This is a genomic window from Arthrobacter terrae, from assembly GCF_015708085.1.
Classification (GTDB): Bacteria; Actinomycetota; Actinomycetes; order Actinomycetales; family Micrococcaceae; genus Arthrobacter_M; species Arthrobacter_M terrae.
In genome coordinates, this window is sequence record NZ_JADNYM010000029.1 from 39,629 (window position 1) to 61,096 (window position 21,468).

The 21,468-nt window shown below is 63.3% G+C and carries 17 protein-coding genes; 7 read left to right on the forward strand and 10 right to left on the reverse strand.

What is annotated here, in order from left to right; all coding sequences use genetic code 11:
* Positions 1-6: 6 nt before the first annotated feature.
* The 3 genes from IV500_RS18660 to IV500_RS18670 all read right to left on the reverse strand — a co-directional run bounded on the left by IV500_RS18660 (position 7) and on the right by IV500_RS18670 (position 2,548).
* On the reverse strand, positions 7-744 hold the full coding sequence (locus tag IV500_RS18660; protein ID WP_196398323.1) for a mycothiol-dependent nitroreductase Rv2466c family protein: 738 nt from the start codon (positions 742-744) through the stop codon (positions 7-9).
* 635 nt (positions 745-1,379) lie between these two features.
* Positions 1,380-1,841, reverse strand: a complete 462-nt coding sequence (locus IV500_RS18665) for a hypothetical protein (RefSeq protein ID WP_196398324.1) — start codon at positions 1,839-1,841, stop codon at positions 1,380-1,382.
* Between the two features lie 527 nt (positions 1,842-2,368).
* Positions 2,369-2,548, reverse strand: a complete 180-nt coding sequence (locus IV500_RS18670; protein ID WP_196398325.1) for a hypothetical protein — start codon at positions 2,546-2,548, stop codon at positions 2,369-2,371.
* Between the two features lie 570 nt (positions 2,549-3,118).
* On the opposite strand from IV500_RS18670, the gene IV500_RS18675 reads away from it, so the two are divergent.
* Positions 3,119-3,823, forward strand: a complete 705-nt coding sequence (locus IV500_RS18675) for a hypothetical protein (protein ID WP_230855172.1) — start codon at positions 3,119-3,121, stop codon at positions 3,821-3,823.
* A gap of 1,474 nt (positions 3,824-5,297) precedes the next feature.
* On the opposite strand, the gene IV500_RS18680 is transcribed toward IV500_RS18675, so the two are convergent.
* On the reverse strand, positions 5,298-6,431 hold the full coding sequence (locus IV500_RS18680; protein WP_196398327.1) for a flavin-containing monooxygenase: 1,134 nt from the start codon (positions 6,429-6,431) through the stop codon (positions 5,298-5,300).
* Positions 6,432-6,529: 98 nt separating this feature from the next.
* Here IV500_RS18680 and IV500_RS18685 point away from each other — a divergent pair, with 98 nt between their 5' ends.
* Complete coding sequence (locus tag IV500_RS18685) at positions 6,530-7,183, forward strand: TetR/AcrR family transcriptional regulator (protein ID WP_196398328.1); 654 nt, start codon at positions 6,530-6,532, stop codon at positions 7,181-7,183.
* Here IV500_RS18685 and IV500_RS18690 read toward each other — a convergent pair.
* The gene (locus tag IV500_RS18690) at positions 7,138-7,665 is read right to left on the reverse strand and encodes a hypothetical protein (RefSeq protein WP_196398329.1); all 528 of its coding nucleotides are present in this window, start codon (positions 7,663-7,665) and stop codon (positions 7,138-7,140) included. The two genes, IV500_RS18685 and IV500_RS18690, sit on opposite strands and share 46 nt — an antisense overlap.
* 552 nt (positions 7,666-8,217) lie before the next feature.
* Between IV500_RS18690 and IV500_RS18695 the strand changes: the two genes are divergently transcribed.
* The 4 genes from IV500_RS18695 (at position 8,218) to IV500_RS18710 (ending at position 13,017) form a co-directional block, all read left to right on the forward strand.
* Positions 8,218-8,859, forward strand: coding sequence for a TetR/AcrR family transcriptional regulator (locus tag IV500_RS18695; protein WP_196398330.1), 642 nt, complete (start codon positions 8,218-8,220; stop codon positions 8,857-8,859).
* The gene (locus tag IV500_RS18700) at positions 8,856-9,812 is read left to right on the forward strand and encodes an ABC transporter ATP-binding protein (protein ID WP_196398331.1); all 957 of its coding nucleotides are present in this window, start codon (positions 8,856-8,858) and stop codon (positions 9,810-9,812) included. Before IV500_RS18695 ends, IV500_RS18700 begins: the two co-directional genes overlap by 4 nt.
* A complete protein-coding gene (locus IV500_RS18705) occupies positions 9,809-11,419 on the forward strand; it encodes an ABC transporter permease (RefSeq protein WP_196398332.1) in 1,611 nt (536 codons plus the stop codon). Before IV500_RS18700 ends, IV500_RS18705 begins: the two co-directional genes overlap by 4 nt.
* A 1,025-nt stretch (positions 11,420-12,444) precedes the next feature.
* Complete coding sequence (locus IV500_RS18710; protein WP_196398333.1) at positions 12,445-13,017, forward strand: ATP-binding protein; 573 nt, start codon at positions 12,445-12,447, stop codon at positions 13,015-13,017.
* On the opposite strand, the gene IV500_RS18715 is transcribed toward IV500_RS18710, so the two are convergent.
* From IV500_RS18715 to IV500_RS18725, 3 genes are all read right to left on the reverse strand, one after another.
* Positions 12,992-14,446, reverse strand: coding sequence for an MFS transporter (locus IV500_RS18715; RefSeq protein WP_196398334.1), 1,455 nt, complete (start codon positions 14,444-14,446; stop codon positions 12,992-12,994). The genes IV500_RS18710 and IV500_RS18715 overlap by 26 nt on opposite strands.
* 62 nt (positions 14,447-14,508) lie before the next feature.
* Positions 14,509-15,702, reverse strand: coding sequence for a M20 metallopeptidase family protein (locus IV500_RS18720; protein WP_196398335.1), 1,194 nt, complete (start codon positions 15,700-15,702; stop codon positions 14,509-14,511).
* Positions 15,699-16,973, reverse strand: coding sequence for an amidohydrolase family protein (locus IV500_RS18725; RefSeq protein WP_196398336.1), 1,275 nt, complete (start codon positions 16,971-16,973; stop codon positions 15,699-15,701). Before IV500_RS18725 ends, IV500_RS18720 begins: the two co-directional genes overlap by 4 nt.
* Positions 16,974-17,186: 213 nt before the next feature.
* On the opposite strand from IV500_RS18725, the gene IV500_RS18730 reads away from it, so the two are divergent.
* The gene (locus IV500_RS18730) at positions 17,187-18,215 is read left to right on the forward strand and encodes an Lrp/AsnC family transcriptional regulator (protein ID WP_196398337.1); all 1,029 of its coding nucleotides are present in this window, start codon (positions 17,187-17,189) and stop codon (positions 18,213-18,215) included.
* A gap of 518 nt (positions 18,216-18,733) precedes the next feature.
* On the opposite strand, the gene IV500_RS18735 is transcribed toward IV500_RS18730, so the two are convergent.
* Positions 18,734-19,990: a hypothetical protein gene (locus tag IV500_RS18735; protein WP_196398338.1), complete on the reverse strand. Its 1,257-nt coding sequence runs from the start codon at positions 19,988-19,990 to the stop codon at positions 18,734-18,736.
* A 16-nt stretch (positions 19,991-20,006) separates the two neighbouring features.
* Positions 20,007-21,269 (reverse strand): metal-dependent hydrolase family protein, encoded by a 1,263-nt coding sequence (locus IV500_RS18740; protein WP_196398339.1) that lies wholly within the window; start codon positions 21,267-21,269, stop codon positions 20,007-20,009.
* Positions 21,270-21,468 lie beyond the last annotated feature (199 nt).

Consider the following 21,468-nt stretch of genomic DNA (forward strand, 5'->3'; position numbering starts at 1 on the left):
GACCGGTTACTTCTTTTGCCGCCGGCTGCCGCCGTGCCAGTCCTCCTGCTGACCGACCGTATCGCCGTCGACTCCGAGGGCAGCAAGTTGTGGCTGCTCGCGCAGGCTTCGCTTGAGCTCCGCGAAACCAGGGAAGCGTGCCAGCCCGACCACATGGTCCCACAGCTCGGCGGCCGAATCTTCGTCCGGCAGCCGGCTGATCACCGGCCCGAAGAAAGCCACACCGGCGGGGGGCTCAAAGTGGATGATGGGCGTGCCCACATCCCTACCCGTCAGCGAGAGCGCCTCATCCGTTTCCTGCCGGATCGCACGGTCCCAGGACTCGTCGTCGAGAGCCTCGGCCAGTGCCAGGGGCAAGCCAGCCTCGGCGAGGATCGGCTCCACGAACTCACGCGTGCCACGCCGCTCACGCACCTCACCCTCGGTGCGCTGGTTGACCGGGTTCGGGGCAGCATCGAAGATGTGCGCCCCGAACGCCGCGTACAACCCGGCCATCAACTCGCGGCCATGCTCCGCACGTGCCCGGGCCGCCACCCGCAGGAGCCGGAGCCCGGCCGTGTGTCCAGCCTCGTACTCAGGCGGAAAATGCGCCGCGTAGTCAACGTCGGCGTTGATCAGGCGCAACGAGATGAACCGCCAATCCACGGTGTAGTCGCGCTGCGCCTGCACCTGCCGCACCCACTTGCTCGTCATCCAGGCGAAAGGGCAGACCGGGTCGAAATAGAAGTTAATGTCGGCATCCATAAGCCCACCTTTACACCGCTTGATAACCCTCGTCTAGTCTCGGATCGAGGCCCCAGCGACTGGGCATCGGCATCGCGGTCCTGGCATACTCGCTGGGGCTGCGCAACGGCTTCGACGTCGACCACATCTCCGCCCCGACAACACCATTTGCAAGATGATGGTTGAGGGCAAACGCCCATTAAGTGTCGGATTCTGGTTCTCGCTGTGCCGCTCAATAATGCTGTGGACATCGGTGTCGGCATCGTCTTGGCAGAGAAAGCCGTCTACAGTGCGGTCTCGAACAAGCCTTCAGGGAGTTGGATCTCCAAGGAAGGTGGAAGCCGATCGTCGTGCCTTCCTCGCTGGCCACTGCAGTGTGCTCCGGTTCTCACCATATTCCCTTCCTTCATTTCAGGTTTGCCACCGAGGACAGCACCTGTGGCCGTGATCGCCTGGATTAGGGCCAAGCCGGCGGTCGCCAGATGCGGGACATGAAGGGCCAGAGGCGTCTGCTCTTGAATCAGACAAAGCGAATTGAGTGGATCGTCCGGGACCGCGGACGCTTTGGGAAGCTGCTCCCGGTGTGCAGGGATCGCCCCGAATCGGGGTGCGATCGTTATTGTGTAAGGCGCGCACGTGCTGGTGGGCCTTGGCTATTACGTGCTGAGCGTATGCGTGCCGGTCTGATGCCCGCATTTGAGTCCGATGGCGGTCGCGCTCACGCAGGCGGTGGTCTCGGCGATGACCGCCACCACTCCGAGTGGTTCAAGCCAGTTACCGATGTCATCACCGATTTGGGGGAGCCCGATGGTGCGGGAGACGATGTAGGCCAGAACGCCCAGTCCCATCACCGCGGCGGTGCTGAGGTAGGCCGCTGCGACGTCGCCGAAGGCGAGCACGGCCGCGAGGACGAAGCTGGCTGCAGCGACGGCGATGAAGAGGATCCCGATGTATGGGGCTTCGTGGAGATGGGCAGGAATGACTGGAATATGTGCTGCACCGGCGACGACCAGCGCCAGCACGGGAAGTGCCCGCAGCGGGTGTTGGAGCGGCGAGCCGAGCAGTCCGGTTCTGGTCATGGCTGAGCGGTGTTTCAGCGTTTGGGTTTCCGTTGACATGGGTCTTTGCCTATCGAGTCAAGGCGCCCGGGGAAAAGTACGCCTGAACTAATTGTTTCCCCCGACTGGTTTCGAGGACATAAGTAATTCGTTGCCGTGGGTGGTTCGGCTTGCTTTAAAGCCGCCTATATTGCTGAGTCGATCGGTGCGCCGTGGGAGTGATGGGTGCTTCTGCCGTTTTGTGGGCCTCATGACAGTTCTTCCGACACGGCCCCCAGCCGATTCGAATCTCTGGATTGAAAGGGATTCCGTTGGCAAATTGGATGCGGTGGCGCGGTGCGTCTTGTCCAGCGCGGATCCTGCAGCGGGCCAAGGCCCAGCGAAGGCCAGACAGGTCACAGCGTACTTATGACGGCTTGGGTTGCCGCCTATGTGAGCCAACTGGTTCCAGCCAAGCACTTAACCCGCGACCACGAGCCCGCAGCCGCTTAACCAAAAATCAGCAACCAAACTGTCTCAAAAACTTGACGTGCGCACAACAGCACGAGACGAAACCCGATGACATGGGCAAGGCTTAGACCAAGTCTTTAGGAGTTGAAAAGTAGTAGTCGAAGCAGCGCCGCAAAGACAAGAACCAGTAGCCATCTGAAGTCGAGAATCCATACGGCTTGAGGTGCGATGACCGCGCGCATGACCTTCTCGAGGTTGCCGATGAACAATTTGACGACGACGAAGGACCAAACAACCGATGCAAACACGTCGAGCACTCGCCGCCAGTCTGAGCGTCTTCGCCGTCGCCGTGCGTCACCGCGGCGATGCTGCTTCAATCCGTTTCGGTCGCTGTCGATGGTCCGAGATCGGGGTTCTCTGCAACCAACCTATCAATGAGATCCCATACCTCGTCCGAAGGAGCATTAGGCGGGTGAGGCGGTTTGTGGCGAGAGTTTGTCGAACGAGCATTAGAACTTTTGATTTCGAGGCGGTTCCTGCCTGGTCATAGGGGGCTCCCCCTAAGTGATAGATCACTTGATATGCTGGCACTCGTCAGTTTCAAGATAGCTCCAGGACTGCGGATCAGCGCATCGAGTCGTGGGGTGCGTACGAGCATCGGCAATTCGAAGGCGCGCGTTTCCTTTGGGGGTGGACGGACCTACACATCGGCGAAGACGGCTGGGGTCCGTGTGAGCGGGGGCAGCTCGTCGCAGGGGAATTCCTCGCGCAACAATGCCAGTGTCCAGTCGACACGGCGGCCTACCCTGGCCCAACTTGAGCGAGCCGAACGAGCCGCTGCCCAGGATGCCGTCCTTGAGGAACTCCGGCGGTTGGAGGAGTCATTGGTGACTCTTCACCATGAGACGTTTCCTCCGGCGACACCCCAAGAGGTTCTGGCGCCTGAGCCAGTTGACACGGATGCCATTCGGACCGAGTTCGAGAAGTCCTTGCTCTCCGAGATCGGACGGTTCAAGTTCTCGGAGCGACGCTCCGCCAAAACGCGGGCTGCTGAAATGGCGCTGCACGAGGCGTCGCGCATAGACGCCGCATACATAGGCCTCTATCACCGCTACTGCGAGGACGCGCGGCAAGACTGGGACCGCCTGCTCAATCACGATGCGGAAACCGTCATCGATGTCCTGGAAGGGGCTTACGCCGACAACGCCTCCGAGGCGACGTGTGTGGACGCGGGAGTTGAGGGCGGCGTTCGCTACGCCGCCGTAGTGGTCGTCTTCGGTGCAGTTGATTTAGTTCCCGAACGCACTCCGTCTGTTACGGCAGCGGGAAAGCCCACCACGAAGAAACGCAACCAGTCGGAGAGGAACTCGTTGTATGTGGCAGCCCTGGGTTCTACGGTTCTGGCCACCGTCCGGGAGGGATTCGCTGTAGCGCCATCCGTTGATGAATTCCGGATTATAGTTCTGCGCAAGGACCTGAATGCTCCGACGGCCAGCGATTTCGTCGCCCCTATCTATGTTGCAATAGCTCTCACCGAGCATCCAGAGCTCGTCGAACTCGTGACGACCTTCCGACCTGTCGTGCTCTCGTAGGTGCCATTATCGGCGGTTCGGCGGACCCATTCCCGAGTAAGTCAATCTGCTGCCGGGTCAGACCCCTTAGGGTTGAGCATCTGTAAGCATCATGGCGTCGAGGACTTCAGAGATAAGCAGGGTCCATAACATGTGATGCCGGCTGCTCCGCTGAGCTCCGCCAGGCACTGTTGTCCTCGTCTTGGGAGCGATCGTCCTAGCCAGCACAACCGTCAACCTGGTCTCGGGCCTGAGGTGGGCAGAAGATGTAGCCTTGACTACCACGAAACCCCGCCTGCTGGCGCAGGTTTCGGGTGTCAAAACGGACGTTGATCAGACCCTTGCTGCCAGCTATGCCGGCGAAGAGTGGTGTGGATGCGCCTGCTGTGGCATCGCGATGACCTGAGTTATCGGAGACCTTCGGCTGCTGGCTAACGTTTGGGATAGGCTCGACCGCAGATATGCGGGGGGCGGGGGTGGGGTGTTGTTTGTTCAGGCAAAAAACCGTGAGCACCTCACGCTTCGTGTTGAGTTTACCAGCCGGTCGGGCGTGAAGGGCTAGCGGGGGAGTCCATCCTTGGCCCGTTACGCTCCAGCCGTCATCCGGGCTCGGCAGTGCTCATGGGCTGCGATCGCTCCGGCAGCGTCGTGGGGAGTACATGACCTCATCGATTTCGTTGGGGTCATTACGGCGGACAAGGCGCTGGCATCGATGTCACCTTCCTTCACGTCATTCGAGAAGGGCCCAGAAAACCGAGCGACACCCGTCACCACGAAGATGCCCACCCAGACGAATGAAGCCAGCTGCGTGGCATCTCTTAGACCAACCATTCTGGTCGATACGCGGGGCCTTGCGCCATGTCTTCCATCACTTTAAGAAATCCTCTGCGCTAATTTGATCAACCGTATCGAACCACGGCAAAGCGCAGCACGCGTCCCGGCTGGAGGTAGGTGACGCCTGGCTTCGGAGTGAAAGCCCATCATAAGACATGCGAGTCCACTGACACTGGTTCAGACCCTTGACTGCCTTTCTTACGTCCTCGCAGCAGATCCCCTGTGGGGAAAGGGTGGATTTGTACACGCCCCCGACCTGTAAGCCGCCGCCAGTCTGGTCTCAGCGGTCACCAACAGGCATGAGTTCGAGGCCTCGATGAACGGGCTTGTGCACGGTTATGGATCAGTTGAAAACGCCGGCGATTCCGAAGAACGTGGTTGACGGCACTAGCTGGGGCGCCGGGTGCAGGGAAATCGAAACTTGGCCACCGAATTGTTGACGCATTGGGACCCCACAATCCGCGACCAGAAGCCCGGCGAAGTCATCTACGCCCCTAGTTTCAAATGCGATCTTGAAAAACCCATAGCGGGCAGCATCACTGTGCACGTTGATGTTCCTCTGGTGGTCACGGAGGGCAATTACCTGCTCGCCGAAAACGGGGCTTCGTACGCCGTGATTGATGCAGTCTCTTCGTCCGTTCGTTTGATCTTCAAGCTTCAGTCAAGAATCGAGGGCACCGGTGCTGGCCAGGCTCACAGTGCGGGCTTTGAGCTGCTCGACGATGTACTCGGCGTCGCGACCCACCCCGCCCACAAGCCCGGACGTCAGGGCGTACTGGAACGGCAAACCCACGAAATACAGGCCGGCGATCTTCGGGACCACGCCGCGGATGGTGGCTGGCCAGCCATGCGAATCCACGGCAAGGCCCTCGATCCACTGAAACACCGGGCGGTACCCCGTGGCCCAGATGATGGTGCAGACGCTGGCTGGTCCCTTGGTTTCCGCGGCGTGCGTACCGCCGTCGGCCGTTCCGACGTCGAACACTGGTTTGCCGTCTACGGCACCGCTGAGGCGAGGGAGCCGGACCGCACCCGCGCGCTCGACCTCCCTGACTGACACCCTGATGAGCGGGGCGCCGTGCTCGAGGAAACCCGCAGCCACCTTCCGCCCTGTCTTGGTGTCCAAGGTGAGCACGCTGTTCACGAGCCGCCAGTAAAGGGGTCCGGCGAAACGGAACACGGCGTCGGGAATGTGGGCCGTAGGCTTTCCCGAGAGGTAAACAGTTCCCTTCGGACGGCTCTGGGCGAGCTCCAATGCGATCTCGGCACCCGACGTCCCCGCGCCCACCACCACGACTGCGCCCGCCGGAAGACCGGCCGGGCTGCGGTACTCGGAGCTGTGGAGCTGCATGATGCCGGGATCCAACGCCTGGGCCATGCCGGGGATCTGGGGAGTGGAGTTGGCGCCGGGCGTGGCCACCACGGTCCGCGCCAGCAGCTGGCCGGCGCTGGTGTCAACCGCAAACACCTCGCCTGCCCTTCGCACGGAGTGAACGCGGATGCCCGTCCGGACAGGGAGCTGGAAGTGCTGCGCGTAGGTTTCCAGGTAGTCGGCGAAGGCGTCCTTGGCCGGGAAGCTGGCGGCAGGCGCGGGAAAGTTCAGGCCGGGCAGGGCGCTGTATCGCGCAGGTGTGAACAGCCGCAGCGAATCCCATCGCTGTCGCCAGACGTCGCCCACGCGGGCCCCGCTGTCCAGAATGCTGAAATCGAGCCCGGCCCGCTGCAGGTGGTAGCCAGCTGCGAGGCCGGACTGTCCCGCACCGATCACCAGCGCGTCCAGGATGTGTGAATTCATTGCCGGCCCCTTCGCTTGATCGGGGGCGCTGCCTGACGGAACACCCTGCCGATTTCATTAGAATAGCATTCTAATGAGTGGAAAGATAGCCTAGTCTTATGACTGCTTCTTCCTCAGCCGCCCGCGTCGCTCCTGCCGCACGGAGGGTCAGCCGCCGCGCCGTCCAGGCCGCCGACACCCGGGCGCTCATTGTGTCCGTGGCCAGCGGCCTCTTCGCTGAGCAAGGCTACATGCCCACCACCATCGAGGCCGTCGCCTCGGCAAGCGGGGTGGCGCTCCAGACCGTCTACAACTCGGTGGGGAACAAAGCGGCGCTGCTGTCCGCGGTGCTGGATGCGGAGGCGTCGGGCCCTGGTTCTCCGGCGACCGTCCTGGAAACGATGCAGCGGCGGACAGAGGAGGCGGCTGACTTCGACGCGCTCATCGCCGTCCTGGCGGACTGGTTTGTGGAGGTCCACCAGCGCACCGGCCCGGTGATGCGGGTCATTGCCCAGGCGGCTGCCGTCGACCCCGCAGCGGAGAAGCTGCAGACGGGCCGGGCCCTGCAGCGGCTGGAACGGTATGGTGAGGCCGCCGCCGCGGTGCGGTCCCGCGGCGGACTGCAGTCGGGAATGTCCGACGCCGATGCCGCCGCCGCCATCTGGTCGCTGGGTCACCCCCAGGCGTACCGCTCACTGGTCGGGGATGCGGGCTGGTCCGTGAAGGCCTACCGGTCCTGGCTGGTGCGTTCGCTCGCTGCCGCCCTGGCGTAGGAGGCTGACTCGACTTCTGAACCGAACTTCAGGCGGTCGTTGATCGCAGTCAGCAGGTTGTTCAGCTTGACGATAGCTTCGTCGAAGCACTCATCGTCGATCCAGAAGCGCACGCTGGTGGTCTGCCTATTCGTGGTCTCTGCGCGCATTAGCCGTTGGCAGCCGCTTGGGTGGGTATCTGGGCGGGCATGAAGGACGTCGTTTCTAATTTCAGCAGCCGCGGATAGCGCGCGGTACACAGCTACCAAGTACATCTTCGTTGATCCGCCTGCCATATCGGTGGTCGCCGCCTTGATCTGGGTCGCAATTCCTGATGTCATCTCCGGCTCTAGTCGATCGATCGAGAGGGTGTCAGGCAGATCGGTCACGAGTCGCTGGAGATCACCGAGGATCGTCCACTCCATCGAGGAAATCGTGTAGGCGACCTCACTGATACGGTCGAGATAGCTCGGCTCGGGGAGTGTGACCCGCGAATGTTCCATGACGGCAGCTTAGTCGGAGCCGCTGCATTGGAACTTCCGACGACCTGAAGCTCAAGTGCCAGCTCGTTGAAGAGTGTCCAATGAAGGATCTGTTATCGGGCGCTCGAATGGTCAATAAACATTCCCGGCAACGGGGTCAGGGCATGGTGGGCCTTGGCGTCGGTCTTCATTGAAGGCGCCCCACGGGCATGGCCTGAGCTTCTGCTCCTAGAAAATTTTAGCGTTCCTGGCCAAGGGCCATTGCGAGCAAACAAACCACTCATTTGGGTGCGGCTCGCGGCGATCTGAGCCTGAAAGATCGTTCGGTTGAACCAGGTGATCGCGGAATGGACTTTCACGCGGTCGCAAATCTCCAGTCGGCGCCAAGTTTTCGACCCACTTGGTCGCCCCCGACGGGGATGCCCAGCGGCGCAATTCGTGCCCGAAAGCAGCCAAAGCCGCATAGAGCTCGGGGTGCTTGACCGGGGGAATACGAACGACTGCCGCGCAGGTCGAGGGCGCCATCGAGGGCGCCTCTTGCCGATGATGAAACAAGCGTTTAGTATACTGAACATGAGTGCAGTCTCCGATGAGCGGGACCTGACAGCCCGCTCGAATATCCGCAACGCGGCGCTGAGGATGTTCGCGGAGCGCGGGCACGACGCGGTGACGGTACGCGAGATCGCAAGGGGCGCGGGCGTTTCGCCGAGCCTCGTCGTGCACCATTTCGGCAGCAAGGATGGCCTGCTGGCGGCTGTCGACGCCCACGCGGCCGAATCATTCGACGCGGTCTTTGCCGAGTTCAGCGGCGAGGACCTCGCCAAGCTGCTCGCCAGCGGTGAAGCTACGACGTCGGTCGCGGAGGTATTCGCCCGGGCCTTCCCGCACGGGTCTCCGCTCCCGGCATATCTGCGCCGCCTGCTGCTGACCAATGACCCGGCGGGCGCGGCGATCTTTGGCCGGTGGTACGCGGTCACCCGGCGGATGTTGGACGCCATGGTCGAACTAGGAGCCGTCGCGCCCAACGAGGACCCGGCCGCCCAAGCGGCGTTCCTGCTGGTCAACGACCTCGCCGTGATCCTGCTTCGCAACCAGATCGCCACCGCCATCGGGGACGACCCGCTGGCGCCCGCGGGGCTCGACCGGTGGACCAAAACCGCCACCGCCGTCTACGCCAGGGGCTTGTTCGCAGCTCCTCCGAAGGAGTCATTATGACCGACACCATCCCCGTCATCCGTACCGAGGGACTCACCAAGGTCTTCGGCAAGGTCCGAGCCCTCGACGGCCTCGACCTCACCGTGCAGCCGGGCGAGGTGCACGGCTTCCTCGGGCCCAACGGTGCCGGCAAATCCACCACGATCCGGGTCCTTCTCGGACTCATGAAGGCCACATCGGGCCGCGCCGAACTGTTCGGCGGCGATCCCTGGAATGACGCTCCGCGGCTGCACCGCCGGCTGGCCTACGTCGCGGGCGACGTCGCCCTGTGGCCGGGGTTGACCGGGGGCCAGTGCCTCGACGTGTTGGGCTCCACGCACGGCTCCGTCGACGAGCAGCGTCGTGCCGACCTCGTCGAACAGTTCCAGCTTGACCCCACCAAGCAGGTCCGAGACTACTCGAAGGGCAATCGCCAGAAGGTGGCGCTCATCGCGGCCCTGGCGACCGACGCCGAACTGTTGGTGCTGGACGAGCCGACCTCGGGTCTCGACCCGCTCATGGAACAGGCATTCCAGCAGCGCATTCGCAACCGACGTGAGCACGGCGTGACTGTGCTGCTGTCCAGTCACATCATGGGCGAGGTGGAGGCCCTGGCCGACCGCGTGAGCATCATCCGACGTGGCCGCACGGTCACCTCCGGCACACTGGCCGACCTGCGCCGACACACCCGGACCGCCGTCCACGCCGTCACCGTGGCCGCCCCAGGAGCATTGACCGATATCAAGGGGCTCGCGGACTTTCAGCTCGAGCGACTCAACGAGCTCACGGACACCCGATTCACCATTGACTCCGACCATCTCGACGCCGCCATTGGGCGACTTCACGTGGCGGGCATCCACACCCTTACGGTCACGCCGCCCAGTCTCGGTGCCCTGTTCCTGCAGAGCAACGGGGAGACTCTGGACCCCAAGGAGAGCGCCGGCGACGGGAGCCTTGCGGAGGTCGTGCAATGAGCGCAGGCCACTCCGCCGCTGACGACCGCTCGCGTGGCTTGGGAACAATGCTGCACATCGTCGCCCGTATCCAATGGCGCAGCGCCTGGATCTGGGCACTGGTGCTGGGTGCGAGCATGGCAGGCACCGCAGCCAGTGTCGCCTCGCTCTACGACACCGCGGCCAAGATCCACACCTACGCTGCGGCCGTCACCACCGGCAGTGCCCTGGCCGCAATCAACGGCCACGTGGAGGGCATCGACTCCCTCGGTGGCGTGATCCAGGACGAGTTCGGCTTCCTAATCGCCGTCCTGATGCCGCTGCTCGCTATCAGCCTGGTAGCAAGGGCGACGCGAGCCGAGGAAGAGACTGGTCGGCTCGAGTTGCTGCTCGGTGGCCGCATCGCCCGCCACCATCCCACGGTGGCGGCCCTGCTGGTGGTCACCGCCACGATCTTCGCGACAGCAGTTCTGTTTGCCGTCGGATTGGCGGTCTTCGGCGTCCCGCCGACGGGCGCGGTGCTCTATGCCCTCTCGCTCGGCGCCCTAGGCTTTGTCTTCACCGGTCTCGCGGCCCTGTTTGCCCAGCTCACACCGCACGCCCGGGGGATCTACACCTGGAGTCTGATCATCCTCGCGGGGTCGTTCGCCCTTCGCGGCATCGGTGACGTGACCAAGACCTGGGTGACCTGGTTGTCGCCTCTGGGCTGGGCGGAAAAGGCAGCACCGTTCGGTGACCAGCGGTGGTGGGCCTTGCTCATCCCTCTCGCGGCCGGCCTCACCCTGAGCATCGCGGCGGCGCGACTGGCCAGCCGTCGCGACCTGGGCAGCGCCCTGGTCCGCGGCGGTGCCGGCCCCGACCGGGCCACGGTGCGGCTGCGCAGCCCGATCGGATTCGCGGTCTGGATCCACCGGCCCGCCATCCTCGGCTGGTTAGCCGGTGGTGTGATGCTCGCCGGGTTGATGGGCGCCCTGTCTCACCAGTTCCTCGACGCGATGGCGGGCAACCCTGCTGTCGCCAAGGCCATGGGCATCGGGGGTGGCCGGCCCGTGGACGGGCTCATCGCTGCCACCCAGCTCTATCTGGCAGTCATCGCGGCGGGCTACCTCATCCAGGGCATCGGCACATTACGAACCGAGGAGAGTAACGGCCGGCTGGAAAACCGGCTCTCCGGGACGCTTTCCCGACGCCGTTGGCTCGCTGCGCACACCGTGGTGCTATTAGGGGGACTCGTGACGATTGTACTCGGCTCGTCGCTCGTCCTCGGTTTGGCGACTGCGCTGTCGGCAGGCGACACGGCTGAATTCGGTCCAACCCTGACGTCGGGACTGGCCTACCTGCCAGCCGAGCTGGTGCTCGGCGGAATAGCCCTAACGGTCTACGGGATGCGCCCTCGACTTTTCGCAATCGCGTGGGCCAGCTATGCCGCGATGACGTTCATCGCGTTTCTCGGTTCTGGTCTGAAGTTCAGCCAGTGGGTGCTCGATCTCTCGCCGACCACCCACGTGGGCAACCCGCCGATGAACGCGGTCGACACAGCAGCACTCGTCGTGATGTCCGCTGTCACCGCAGTCCTCGGCGCTGTCGGGTTCATTACCTTCCGGCGACGAGGTGTACCCGAGAGCTGAGGCAAGAAACCGTGAGCACCCCACGCTTCGTGTCCAGTTTACCAGCCGGTCGGGTGCGACAAGGCTAGCGGGGGAGTGCATCCTTGGCCAGTTACGCTCCAGCCGTCATCCGGGCTCGGCAGTGCTCATGGGCTGCGATCGCTGCGGGAGCGTTGCTGGTGAAAAACGCCGTCGCAGGCCACGTTTCCTCCACAGCCAGTTCCTGCACGGTTGCGGTTCCGGGGGATACCCCTCCATGCAGTTGACGGCTCTGGACGGCTTCCGGGAAAGGTGTTCGTGTATTGGCGGGTAAGGGGACCTTGTAACTTGCCAGGAACGCTCACGATCCCGGTCATTGGGTGCGAATGCCCCCTCTGCCGATATCCCGGTGTGCTTCGCAGGCAGCGCCTGAAAACCTTCATGGACTTCACGGTCCATCTGCACTGCAATTTTTTTGGTCAGTAAGCCAAGTACTGATGTGGTGGTTGCCAGTTCCACGGTTCCCCGGTCGGTGCCGAGTGTAATCAGGCAGCCTCTTGGGACTACGGACCATGGTACTTTGATGGGATACCCGATCTCCTGTAGCCCTGAGTATGTGTCAACGGGGCCAAACAGTGGGCCGGTCATGCCGGTCTTCGCTTGGAATTCGAGCCGGCTCGGTTCTGCTTTGACATATCCCCTGGCCCATTTTCCCTTGTAAGAAGTTGATTCCTTCTCCCGCAGGGCGCACTCAAAAAACCTTTCTCAGCGTCGAGTGCCGCCCGGCGCTTTCTCACCGGCGCAACGAGCTGCCGAAGAACCAGCAGCGATGCAATACCCGACAGGACCACGATGGTAAAGGCGGACAAATAGCCTAAAGCTTCACTTGACGAGGAAATGCCGCAAGGAAGATGAAGGCCGGAAGTATGAATCCGATGTTCGCGTCATAAGCCTTCTCCAGCCACCCGCGAAGGGCCGGAGTTAGGTTTCATCCGTGTAGGGCCCCGGGCTGCCGGGTACCTAACCAATTAAGTACGGAGATCACGGAGAAGTTTCGGACCCTGCGTATGACCCAGGTAGCGCTCCAGCTTGAAGGGTTGCTGAAGGACGATGGCAATGACTCCAGAACTCCTGAAGACCTGTTCCTCACCGCCGTTGACGGGGCCCTGGAAATCCGGCGTGCCAACCGCATCGACAAGCTCATCGGCAAGGCCCGGTTCCCGATCCCGCACGCATCAATCGAGGAAATCCGCTATCTACCCGGGCGTGGCGTCACCTCGGTGAGGATGCAAAGATACGCGGCCCATGACTGGGGTGTAGACCCCACGAACCTGTTGTTGATTTCTCCCACCGGGGCCGGGAAAACCTATATCGCCTGCGCTATCGGGATCGCCGCCTGCCACGCTGAACACACCGTCCACTACACCCGGATGGACGAGCCGGCGCTGTCGGCGTCCCCGATCCGTCGAACACCAGACCACCTTTCAGCACCACCCGTCCGGCTGATGCTGCTGCGTTCTCCACGATCGTGCTCCTATCTTCCGCGTCCTTTGCGGTTGTTCCCTGCGGACTGTTATCCCTGCCGAGGGCGTCGCACGACCCGTGCGGCCTTCCTCAGTCGATGCTGTTCCCGGTCGTAGCGGCCGCAGTATGGCGCGTTTTGTCGACAATCGCATATCCGATGGATACTGCGGTCGCGACGACACCGAGGACTCCGAGCAGGCTCCAGATGATGACGTACCCGCCGACTGTTGTCAGCTGCGTGGTGGAAGCGACGTTGCTGGCCATGATCGCGGCCAGCACGGCGGACCCGATGGCGCCCCCGACGGTGATGGACAGTTCGTACACTCCTTCGCCGATGGCGATCTCGTTATCTCGCAGCGCGTTGACCACGACGGTGCGGGTGGCCGCCTCAATGAACCCGAACCCGCCGGAGGCGATCCACAGGAAGATCAGGAACCCGGCGAGGGTGCCGTGGGTGAACACGAGTCCGCCGTAGCCGATCAGGAACGCCGCACACCCAAGGAACATGGTCCACCGGAACCCGATCGCACGACCCAGGCGTGCCGTGAACATGATAACTATGAACATGACGGCGTAGCCGGGCAGGAGAAGGAATCCGATTTCCGAGCCGGAAAGGCCCAGCCCGCCCTGGTCGGTGGGGAGGCCCATGAAGGTGGAGGTGACCACCTGCGCGCCGACGGCGCCGAAGTAGATGATGAATCCGATGATGTATACCGGCACCAGCAGTCGGCGGAACACGTACCTCACGTCTACCATCGGCTGCTTCGTGTGCAGGGCGGTGAACACCCAAATAGTCAGGATGACCAGCCCGGCCACGATCGTGGCGATCGTGGGGAACGAACCCCAGCCCCAGCCAGTGCCCTTGGTGATCCCGAAGATCAAACCGGCGAACCCAACCGCCAGGAGGATTGCGCCCATCCAGTCCACTCGGCTGTCCGGGGCGCGTGTGACCTTCGGGGCCCGGACGATGAACAGCAGCAGGAAGCCGGCCGTCGTGCCGAAGGCCGGTAGCCACAGCACCCAGCGGGTGCCGTTCTGGAGCCCGAGGATCAGGCTCGTGGCCAGCAGACCGACGAGGATGCCGAAGATCAGCACGCCAGACAGGTAGGAGACGGCGCGGGTTGTCTCGCCCCTGGTGTGGCGGGCATGGATCAGCCCGAACATGAGCGGCAAGTAAGCGGCGAAGGCGCCCTGCAGGATCCGGCCGACCACCAGCATCCAGAACACCGGTGCCACCGCGATCAGAATGCACCCGATGGCGACGATGGCGACCTCGATCTTCAGCACTTTAGAGTGCCCATACACGTCGCCGAGCTTCGCGAACAGCGGCGTGAACACGGCGGTGGCAAGTGCGTAACCGGTCAGCGCCCACGATAATGTCGCGACGTTCACGTCGAACTGCTTCGCCAGCGTCGGGTAGATGGGTGCGAAGTACACCTGGAGGACACCGCTGAATAGTTCCGTGATGATTAGTGACGTCAGCGTGAGCCGGAATGTGATCCGTCCGGCGCTCATCGGCAATTGCGTGTCGTCCTGCGTGGTCATGATACGAGACCTCCTTCATTCCGGTGGGATCCTCCCCGCCAGCGGGAGGGGAGGTACGGGTGTTAAGCGTCAGTGCCGGACAGCCGGGTGAATGCGAGGTGGGCCAGCGCAGCCGCCTGGTCGCCCAGAACGGCGTCGTCGAACAGGACACGTGGTGAGTGGTTGTACGCCAGGGTGGTCGGATCGACGCCCTGCGGGCTGCACGTGAGCATGAAGAACGACCCCGGTACTTCGTTGAGCACGAAGGAGAAGTCCTCCGATCCCATGACCGGCTCGTTCTGCTCCACGACCCGGTCTGCCCCGAACATGTCGCTCAGCTGTGCCATAGCGGCCCCGGTCACCTCCGGGTCGGTGACGGTCACGGGGTAGATCACGTTCAGATCTATGTCGGCCGTGCACCCGTGCGCGGCCGCGATCCCGTCGGCCAGGCGCGTCGTCTCGACCTTCAGCAGCTCCAACGACTGCGCAGACAGCGTCCGCACCGTCGCGCCCAGCGACGCATGAGGTGGGATGACGTTGATGGCCTGCCCGGCCGATAGCTGCGTCACCGTCACAACGATCGGATCGAACACGGAGAACTGCCTGGTCACCATGGTTTGGAGGGCGGTGACGATCTCGGCGACGGCGGGCACGGGGTCGCGCGCGGATTCCGGTCGAGACCCGTGGCCGCCCTCGCCGTGCACTGTGATGCGCAGCTCATTCGACCCGGCGAGAAACGGCCCGCGGCGGGTGTGGAATACACCCATGGGGCCGGGCCCGACGTGGATCGCGTAGGCGGCGACCGGCCTGCTGCCCGTGACGTCCAGCAGCCCCTCCTTGATCATGACGGCCGCGCCGCCGTAACCCTCTTCTCCCGGCTGGAACATGAACACCACATCGCCGGCGATGTCGGCCTTCCGCGCCGACAGTAGCCGCGCTGCGCCGATTAGGCCTGCCGTGTGCAGGTCATGGCCGCAGGCGTGCATGCGTCCGTTCGTGGACGCGAATTCCAGCCCGGTCTCCTCGCTGACCGGCAGCGCATCCATGTCTCCGCGCAGCAGTACAGTCGGCCCCGGCCTCTCGCCGTGCAGCACGGCGACGACTGATGTGGTGTCCGTGCCGGTGTGCACGTCCAATCCGAAGCCGTCGATTTCGGCCAGCACGGTCTGCTGCGTGTCGGGAAGCACCAGCCCCACCTCCGGATTGCTGTGCAGCAGGCGACGGATCCGCACCAGATCCGGCAGTAGCTCCCCGGCGTCCTCTCTAAATGATTTCATGACAGCCTCCCGTCCTCTTTCGCGTGTTCGAATGATATGTTGCCCGTGCACGCCGCCAGGGCCGGCAACGTCATGGCGACGGGCATCCATGAGTGCAGGTCCTTCACGACACGGCCACCCTGCACGATCACAGGTACGTTGCCCGGATCGCCGAGCTTGGTGATGTCAGTCAGCGGATCGATGTCGGTGATGACTACGTCGGCCAGTTTCCCGGTCTCCAAGGAGCCGAGTTGCTCCTCCACGCGCATCAGTCGGGCGGCCTCGATTGTTCCGGCTTGGATCGCGGCCATCGGCGTCAGGCCCAGCTCGACCAGATAACCGAGCTCCCTCAGATCCTCTCCGTGCGGGCACACCCCGGCATCCGTGCCGAGGGCGACCTTTACCTCCGCCTGCAACGCGACGGTGACGTGTTCGCGTGCGATCGCGGACCACACCACCTTCTTCTCGTACAGATACGGCGGCACCTTCGCCGGGTCGGGAACTCGAAGCGCCGAGCTCAGTGTCGGCACCAGGTACGTGTCTTGGGCGAGCATCATATCGATGGCCTCCGGCGTGATCTGGTAGCCGTGCTCGACACTGGACACGCCGCCACGAACTGCCTCTAGGATGCCGCGGGCCCCCTGCGCGTGCGCCACGACCGGCTGCCCCTGACGGCGCGCCGTCTCCTCTACGGCGATACGCACCTGGTGTTCCGGGACGCCAATGTCGTACGGGGTGTCGGAAGGACTGGACACTCCGCCGGTCGTGCACACCTTGATCACGTCGGCGCCCGCGCGCAACAGTTCGCGCACGGTGACGCGCATCTGGTCGTCGGTGTCGACGATGCGCGACATCGCCGACATGTCGCCTGCGCCGCTGATGGCCAGCGTGCCGTCTGCCACAGCGTTGCGGAAACCCGGAGTCATCCCGCCCAGGTCACGGACTGTTGTGACGCCCGCCATGAGGGTCGCGCGCATCGCGAGGGCCTGCTGGAGGACGAGCTCCTCTTGGAACATCGCCTGGCTGCGTCGCGGATCCGATTCCAGGCTGATCCCCATGTGCACGTGCACATCGAAGAAGCCCGGCAGAACCGTCTTGCCCTTGACGTCGACGTCTACGGCGTCTGTGGCAATGTCCGGACGACGCGGGCCCACATAACTGAGCCGGCCGTGTTCGATGAGCACCTCGCCGTCCGGGATGGGTGCTGCTCCCGTCCCGTCTATGACGGTCGCTCCCAGCAGCCGCAACGAGGTCCGGCACTCAGGGACCTGGGGTATACGAGCAAGCGACATTTGGGGACTCCCTCATCATCGGCCAGCACCTGATAATCCGCACGGGCCGACCGGGTGCACACCGGACGCAATTACGTCATCAGGCTCCGTCCGCTGCGGCATTATACATCCCGTCACGGACGTGATTCCTATAACTACATGCTAATGACACGCCAACGTTCTGCGTCCATAATTGACGCAGTTCTGCACAGAACGCGCATTGAAGAGGATTTGATGCATGATTCACCTGTAACCGACCCGTTAGACCGCCAGCTGGTCGCTGCGCTCCAGATTTACCCGCGCGCGAGCTGGGTTCACCTTGCGCCGATCCTGGTGTGCTCTGCGAGTACACTGTCACGCCGGTGGGCGACCCTTGTCGCACGTGGCGTGGCTTGGTCGGCAGCCGCCATCGCCCCATCCGGCACTGCAGAAACCGGCCAGCTCGCGTTCGTCGAAGCCCGATGTGCGGCCGGACAGCGCGAAGAGTCGATCACCGTGTTGACTGCCATCCCCGAAGTTATCGGCATCGACACATGCGCGGGAACACACGACCTCGTCTTGACGATCAGCGGGTCGAGCATCCTGGCCATCGATCGGCTCGTCAACGACCACATTGCCGCCGCCCCAGGCATCACCCGCACTCGCACGAACTACGCCAGCGGCATCATGACGGAAGGATCCAGCTACCGTCTCCGTGACTTGTCCCAGGCCCAACGCGCCGCCGTGACCGCACTCAGACCTGCGCCCGCCACGCCATCACAGATAGGGCCGACTCGGGCACAGGCACGCATCGCAGCATCCCTCGCCGTCAACGCCCGCCAGCCCGCTGCCGACGTGGCGCGCCTCGCAGGACTGTCGATCTCGCACGCGCGACGACTCATCGGCCAGCTGGACGCTCAGCCATGGTTCCGTGCCCGCACCGACATCTCCGTTTTTGACTTCGGTCTTGTCGCCGCCTACCTGTGGGTTGAGTGCCCCGTCGAGCACATCGACAGCTTGGCACGATTTCTGCAGCGGTCACCAGGACTGCGCATGCTCGTCCCCATCATCTCGCAAACCAACCTCCTTCTGTCAGTCTGGGTACCCGGGCTCGACCAGATCGCCGAAATCGAACGGCGCCTGACGCACACCTTCCACTCGGCAACCATCACCGATCGCTGGCTGCAAACCTCCGCACGTAAACGCCTCGGCATCCGCCTCACTCCCGAAGGCCGAGCCATCCCTCACACTTCGCGGTCCAATAGCAGAGGGCACGTCTCGTAATTTGGTGGTAATTTCCGCGGAGTTCTGATCGCCGTCGACGTAGGAGGGTCACCGGGGGAGTCCCCTTTTTGTTTCCGCCGAGAAGGAAGAAAGCGCTCCCGCGACAACCTTGAACCAGCCCGCATTGACGCCTCCGATCACGAGGGTTTTGACCGACCCCGACCTAGCTCATTCTGACGAGTTCCGTTGGCTGCTGCAGGCCGGTCTGCACGACCCCATAGATGCGGAAGCGACTGATAATTCGTCCCGGCACCTACATTAATCCTGATCGGAAAGTGAGGTGACCTCCCGGTGGCCGGCGCGAGTGGAGTTGTCCGGTGGGCGATGGTGTGCCCGGCGGTGGGTTTGAAAGAACTTCTTTCCCTGGTCGCGTCCGGCTCGGGGGAGTGGCGGCCACCTGGCGGTGTGATGCAATTGAGAGTCAATGGATCCCTGGGCAGACTCTTCGGCTTAGTAGCGGAGCCTGACGGCGTAGTCGTGTGGAGCCGTCCTCGGGATGAGTCACGTCTGCGTGCCGGTCAGAGTGTTGTCACCAGGATGGAGGCGACCAGGATTGAGGCGGTAGTGACGGTGGTGAATCCGGCCACCAGCATGGGGGTGACGAGTTCGTCGAAGATGGCCTTGCGCTCGCGCTCATCCCGGCCGACCGAGCGGCTGACTTCCTGACAGAGCATGAAGTCGCCGGGGAATCCGAAGAGCGCTGTCAGCGCGATCGGCATGCCCTTGAGCGGGTCCCACTTGAACACCTTTGAGGCCAGCCAGCCGCCGATCATGATGCCGATGGCACCGACGACCAGGATGAGGATGGCCGGACCGATAGTGGCCTTGACGGTTTCGAAGGTCACGTTGCTGAGGGAGGCCATGATCACCACGACGACGGCGATGAGCCCGAATCCGAACGCGTTGGCCTTCTCCATGGCCTTTTCGGGAAAGACTCCCAGCACACGGCCCAGCAGTCCCAGCAGCAGCGCCCAGACCCCGTAATTAATCCCGGTCAGGGAATCCAGCCAGGTGGCCATGCTTGCGGCGATGAACAGGAGGAACAGGAGGATCGAGGGCTGCTGGAACTTCTCATGGACCAACTGAAATGCCCGCCTGGGGGCCGGTGCGAACACCTCCTCCACGAGCACAGCAGGGCTGGCCCCTGCGTCTCGCCGCCGGCTGTCCGCAGCCGGGCTCCCAACGCTGCTTCCCGGCAGGAGGGCAGCCGCAGCATCCGACGGGATGTCGAAGGCGCCGCTGTTGCGAAGCTTGGTCGCGTACTTGCGCAGCAGGATGTTGGCCAGCGGCAGGCCCACCAGGCTCTGCAGCCCCAGCACGATCGCGGCCACCGCCACCAACGACGGCAGTCCCACCTCGGTGAGTTTCTGTGCCGTGATCAGGTAGGCGATGAGACCGCCGGTGACCGGACCGGTCCCGGCGACAGCCGTCGGGTAGCCCAGGAGGGGCCCCAACACCACCAAAATCAGTATCGTGGCGAACACGACTCCGGTCAGGGCGATCAGGATGGCCTTGTACTGCGTTTTGATCTGCCGCAGCGGGATGAGCGTGCCCATGTGGGTGATCACGGCCCCGACCAGCACTATCCCCACGCTGGTGAACGCCGATTTGGGGATCAGGTCCGGCGGCAGGACCCCGCTCCACAGCAGCGTCAGGTAACCCGCCATGATCACCAGCAGCGAGGGGACCCATGCCTTCGTGACGAGGGAAACGACTTCGGCGAAGGCCAGCAACGCCAAAATGATGGTGACCACATACACCGGTGAATTGAACATGTTTGTTGTCCTCGGATCAGTTCTGACGGTGGGTTTCGGCGTCGAACTGCTGGACGCCGTTCTGGAAGACCCGTTCGATCATGGATTGGAGACGGGGCAGCTGATCGGTCGACTCCAGTTTTCCGTTGAGCACGACGGCGTCAGCCAGGTGGCCCTTGGCCAGCCGGCCCACCGAACCCACCGGGGTGATCAGTTCCCCGGCAATTGAGGTGGTTGAGGCCAGTACCTGACGGAGAGACATCCCGGCGCCCGCCAACAGGGCAAGTTCCTCGAGATTTTCGCCGTGGACACCCACTCCCGAATCGGTTCCCATGCCGATTTTCACGCCCGCTCCGATGGCCCGGCGTACCGAGGCCAGGTGGTCGTCGTAGACTCGGTGGGCTTTGTCGATCACCTGCTGGGACAGGCCGCTGGTGCCGGTTTCCGCTTTCTTGATAACTGCCGCAGGCGCGGCCAGCGTCGGCACCAGGTAGGCGCCCTTGTCCAGGAACATTTGGATGGTCTCGTCGTCGAGGTAGATGCCGTGCTCGATGGTGCGCACACCAGCGGTGAGGGCGTTGCGGATACCCTCGGTTCCCTGGGCGTGGGACATCACGTATTTTCCCTGCGCCTCGGCTTCTTCGACGATGACCCGGATCTCCTCGAGGCTGAACTGTGAGTGCCGGGGATCGTCGGCGGGCGAGAGCACGCCGCCGGTGGAACAGATCTTGATCTGGTCGGCCCCGGCACGCAGCAGCGTGCGGACGGACTTGCGGACTTCCTCCACGCCGTCGGCCACACCGCTGGGGCGGCCGGGATGAGGGGCCAGCGAGGGCGACGTCACCCCGGAAGGCATCCAAAAGTCGCCGTGGCCCCCGGTCTGGGACATGATGCTGATGGCCAGGCGCAGCCGGGGACCCTTGATCAGCCCGGATTCCTGGGCAACCTTGGCACCCAAGTCGGCGCCGCCCGCGTCGCGCGCCGAGGTGATGCCCGTGCGAAGCGTGGCCTCGAGGTTTCGCACAGACTCGTAGAACTGCAGCGAAAACGGTTCCACGAATGCCTGCAGCGAACCTGGATTGGAGGAGGTGGAGTGGATGTGCAGGTCGATCATACCGGGAAGCAGAGTCTTGCCCGTGCAGTCGATGACGGTAGCCGCTGCGTGCTGTTCGGCGTCACCGGCACCGGGCCCGACGGCGGCAACCACGCCGTCAACGAAGACGACGTCCGTGGGCTCGGAAAGGAACTCCGCTCCGTTGAACACATGGGCATTCTTGAAAATTGTTGAGGTGCTAGTCATCGTTACCTTCCGGTTACTGACGGTGGAGGGGGCTCGCGGCGGATGTGTTCTGAGACTTCTTGAATGGTGAAGCTAGTGGTGTGTCTCAGTTTTGCTTGATGGCTTGGAGTGCGACGCGGCCGCGGGCGACTTTTTCCAGGATGGAGTCTGCGGTCGCGACCCAGATCAGGGGTTTCGGGTGCTCGTTGTTGACCTGAAT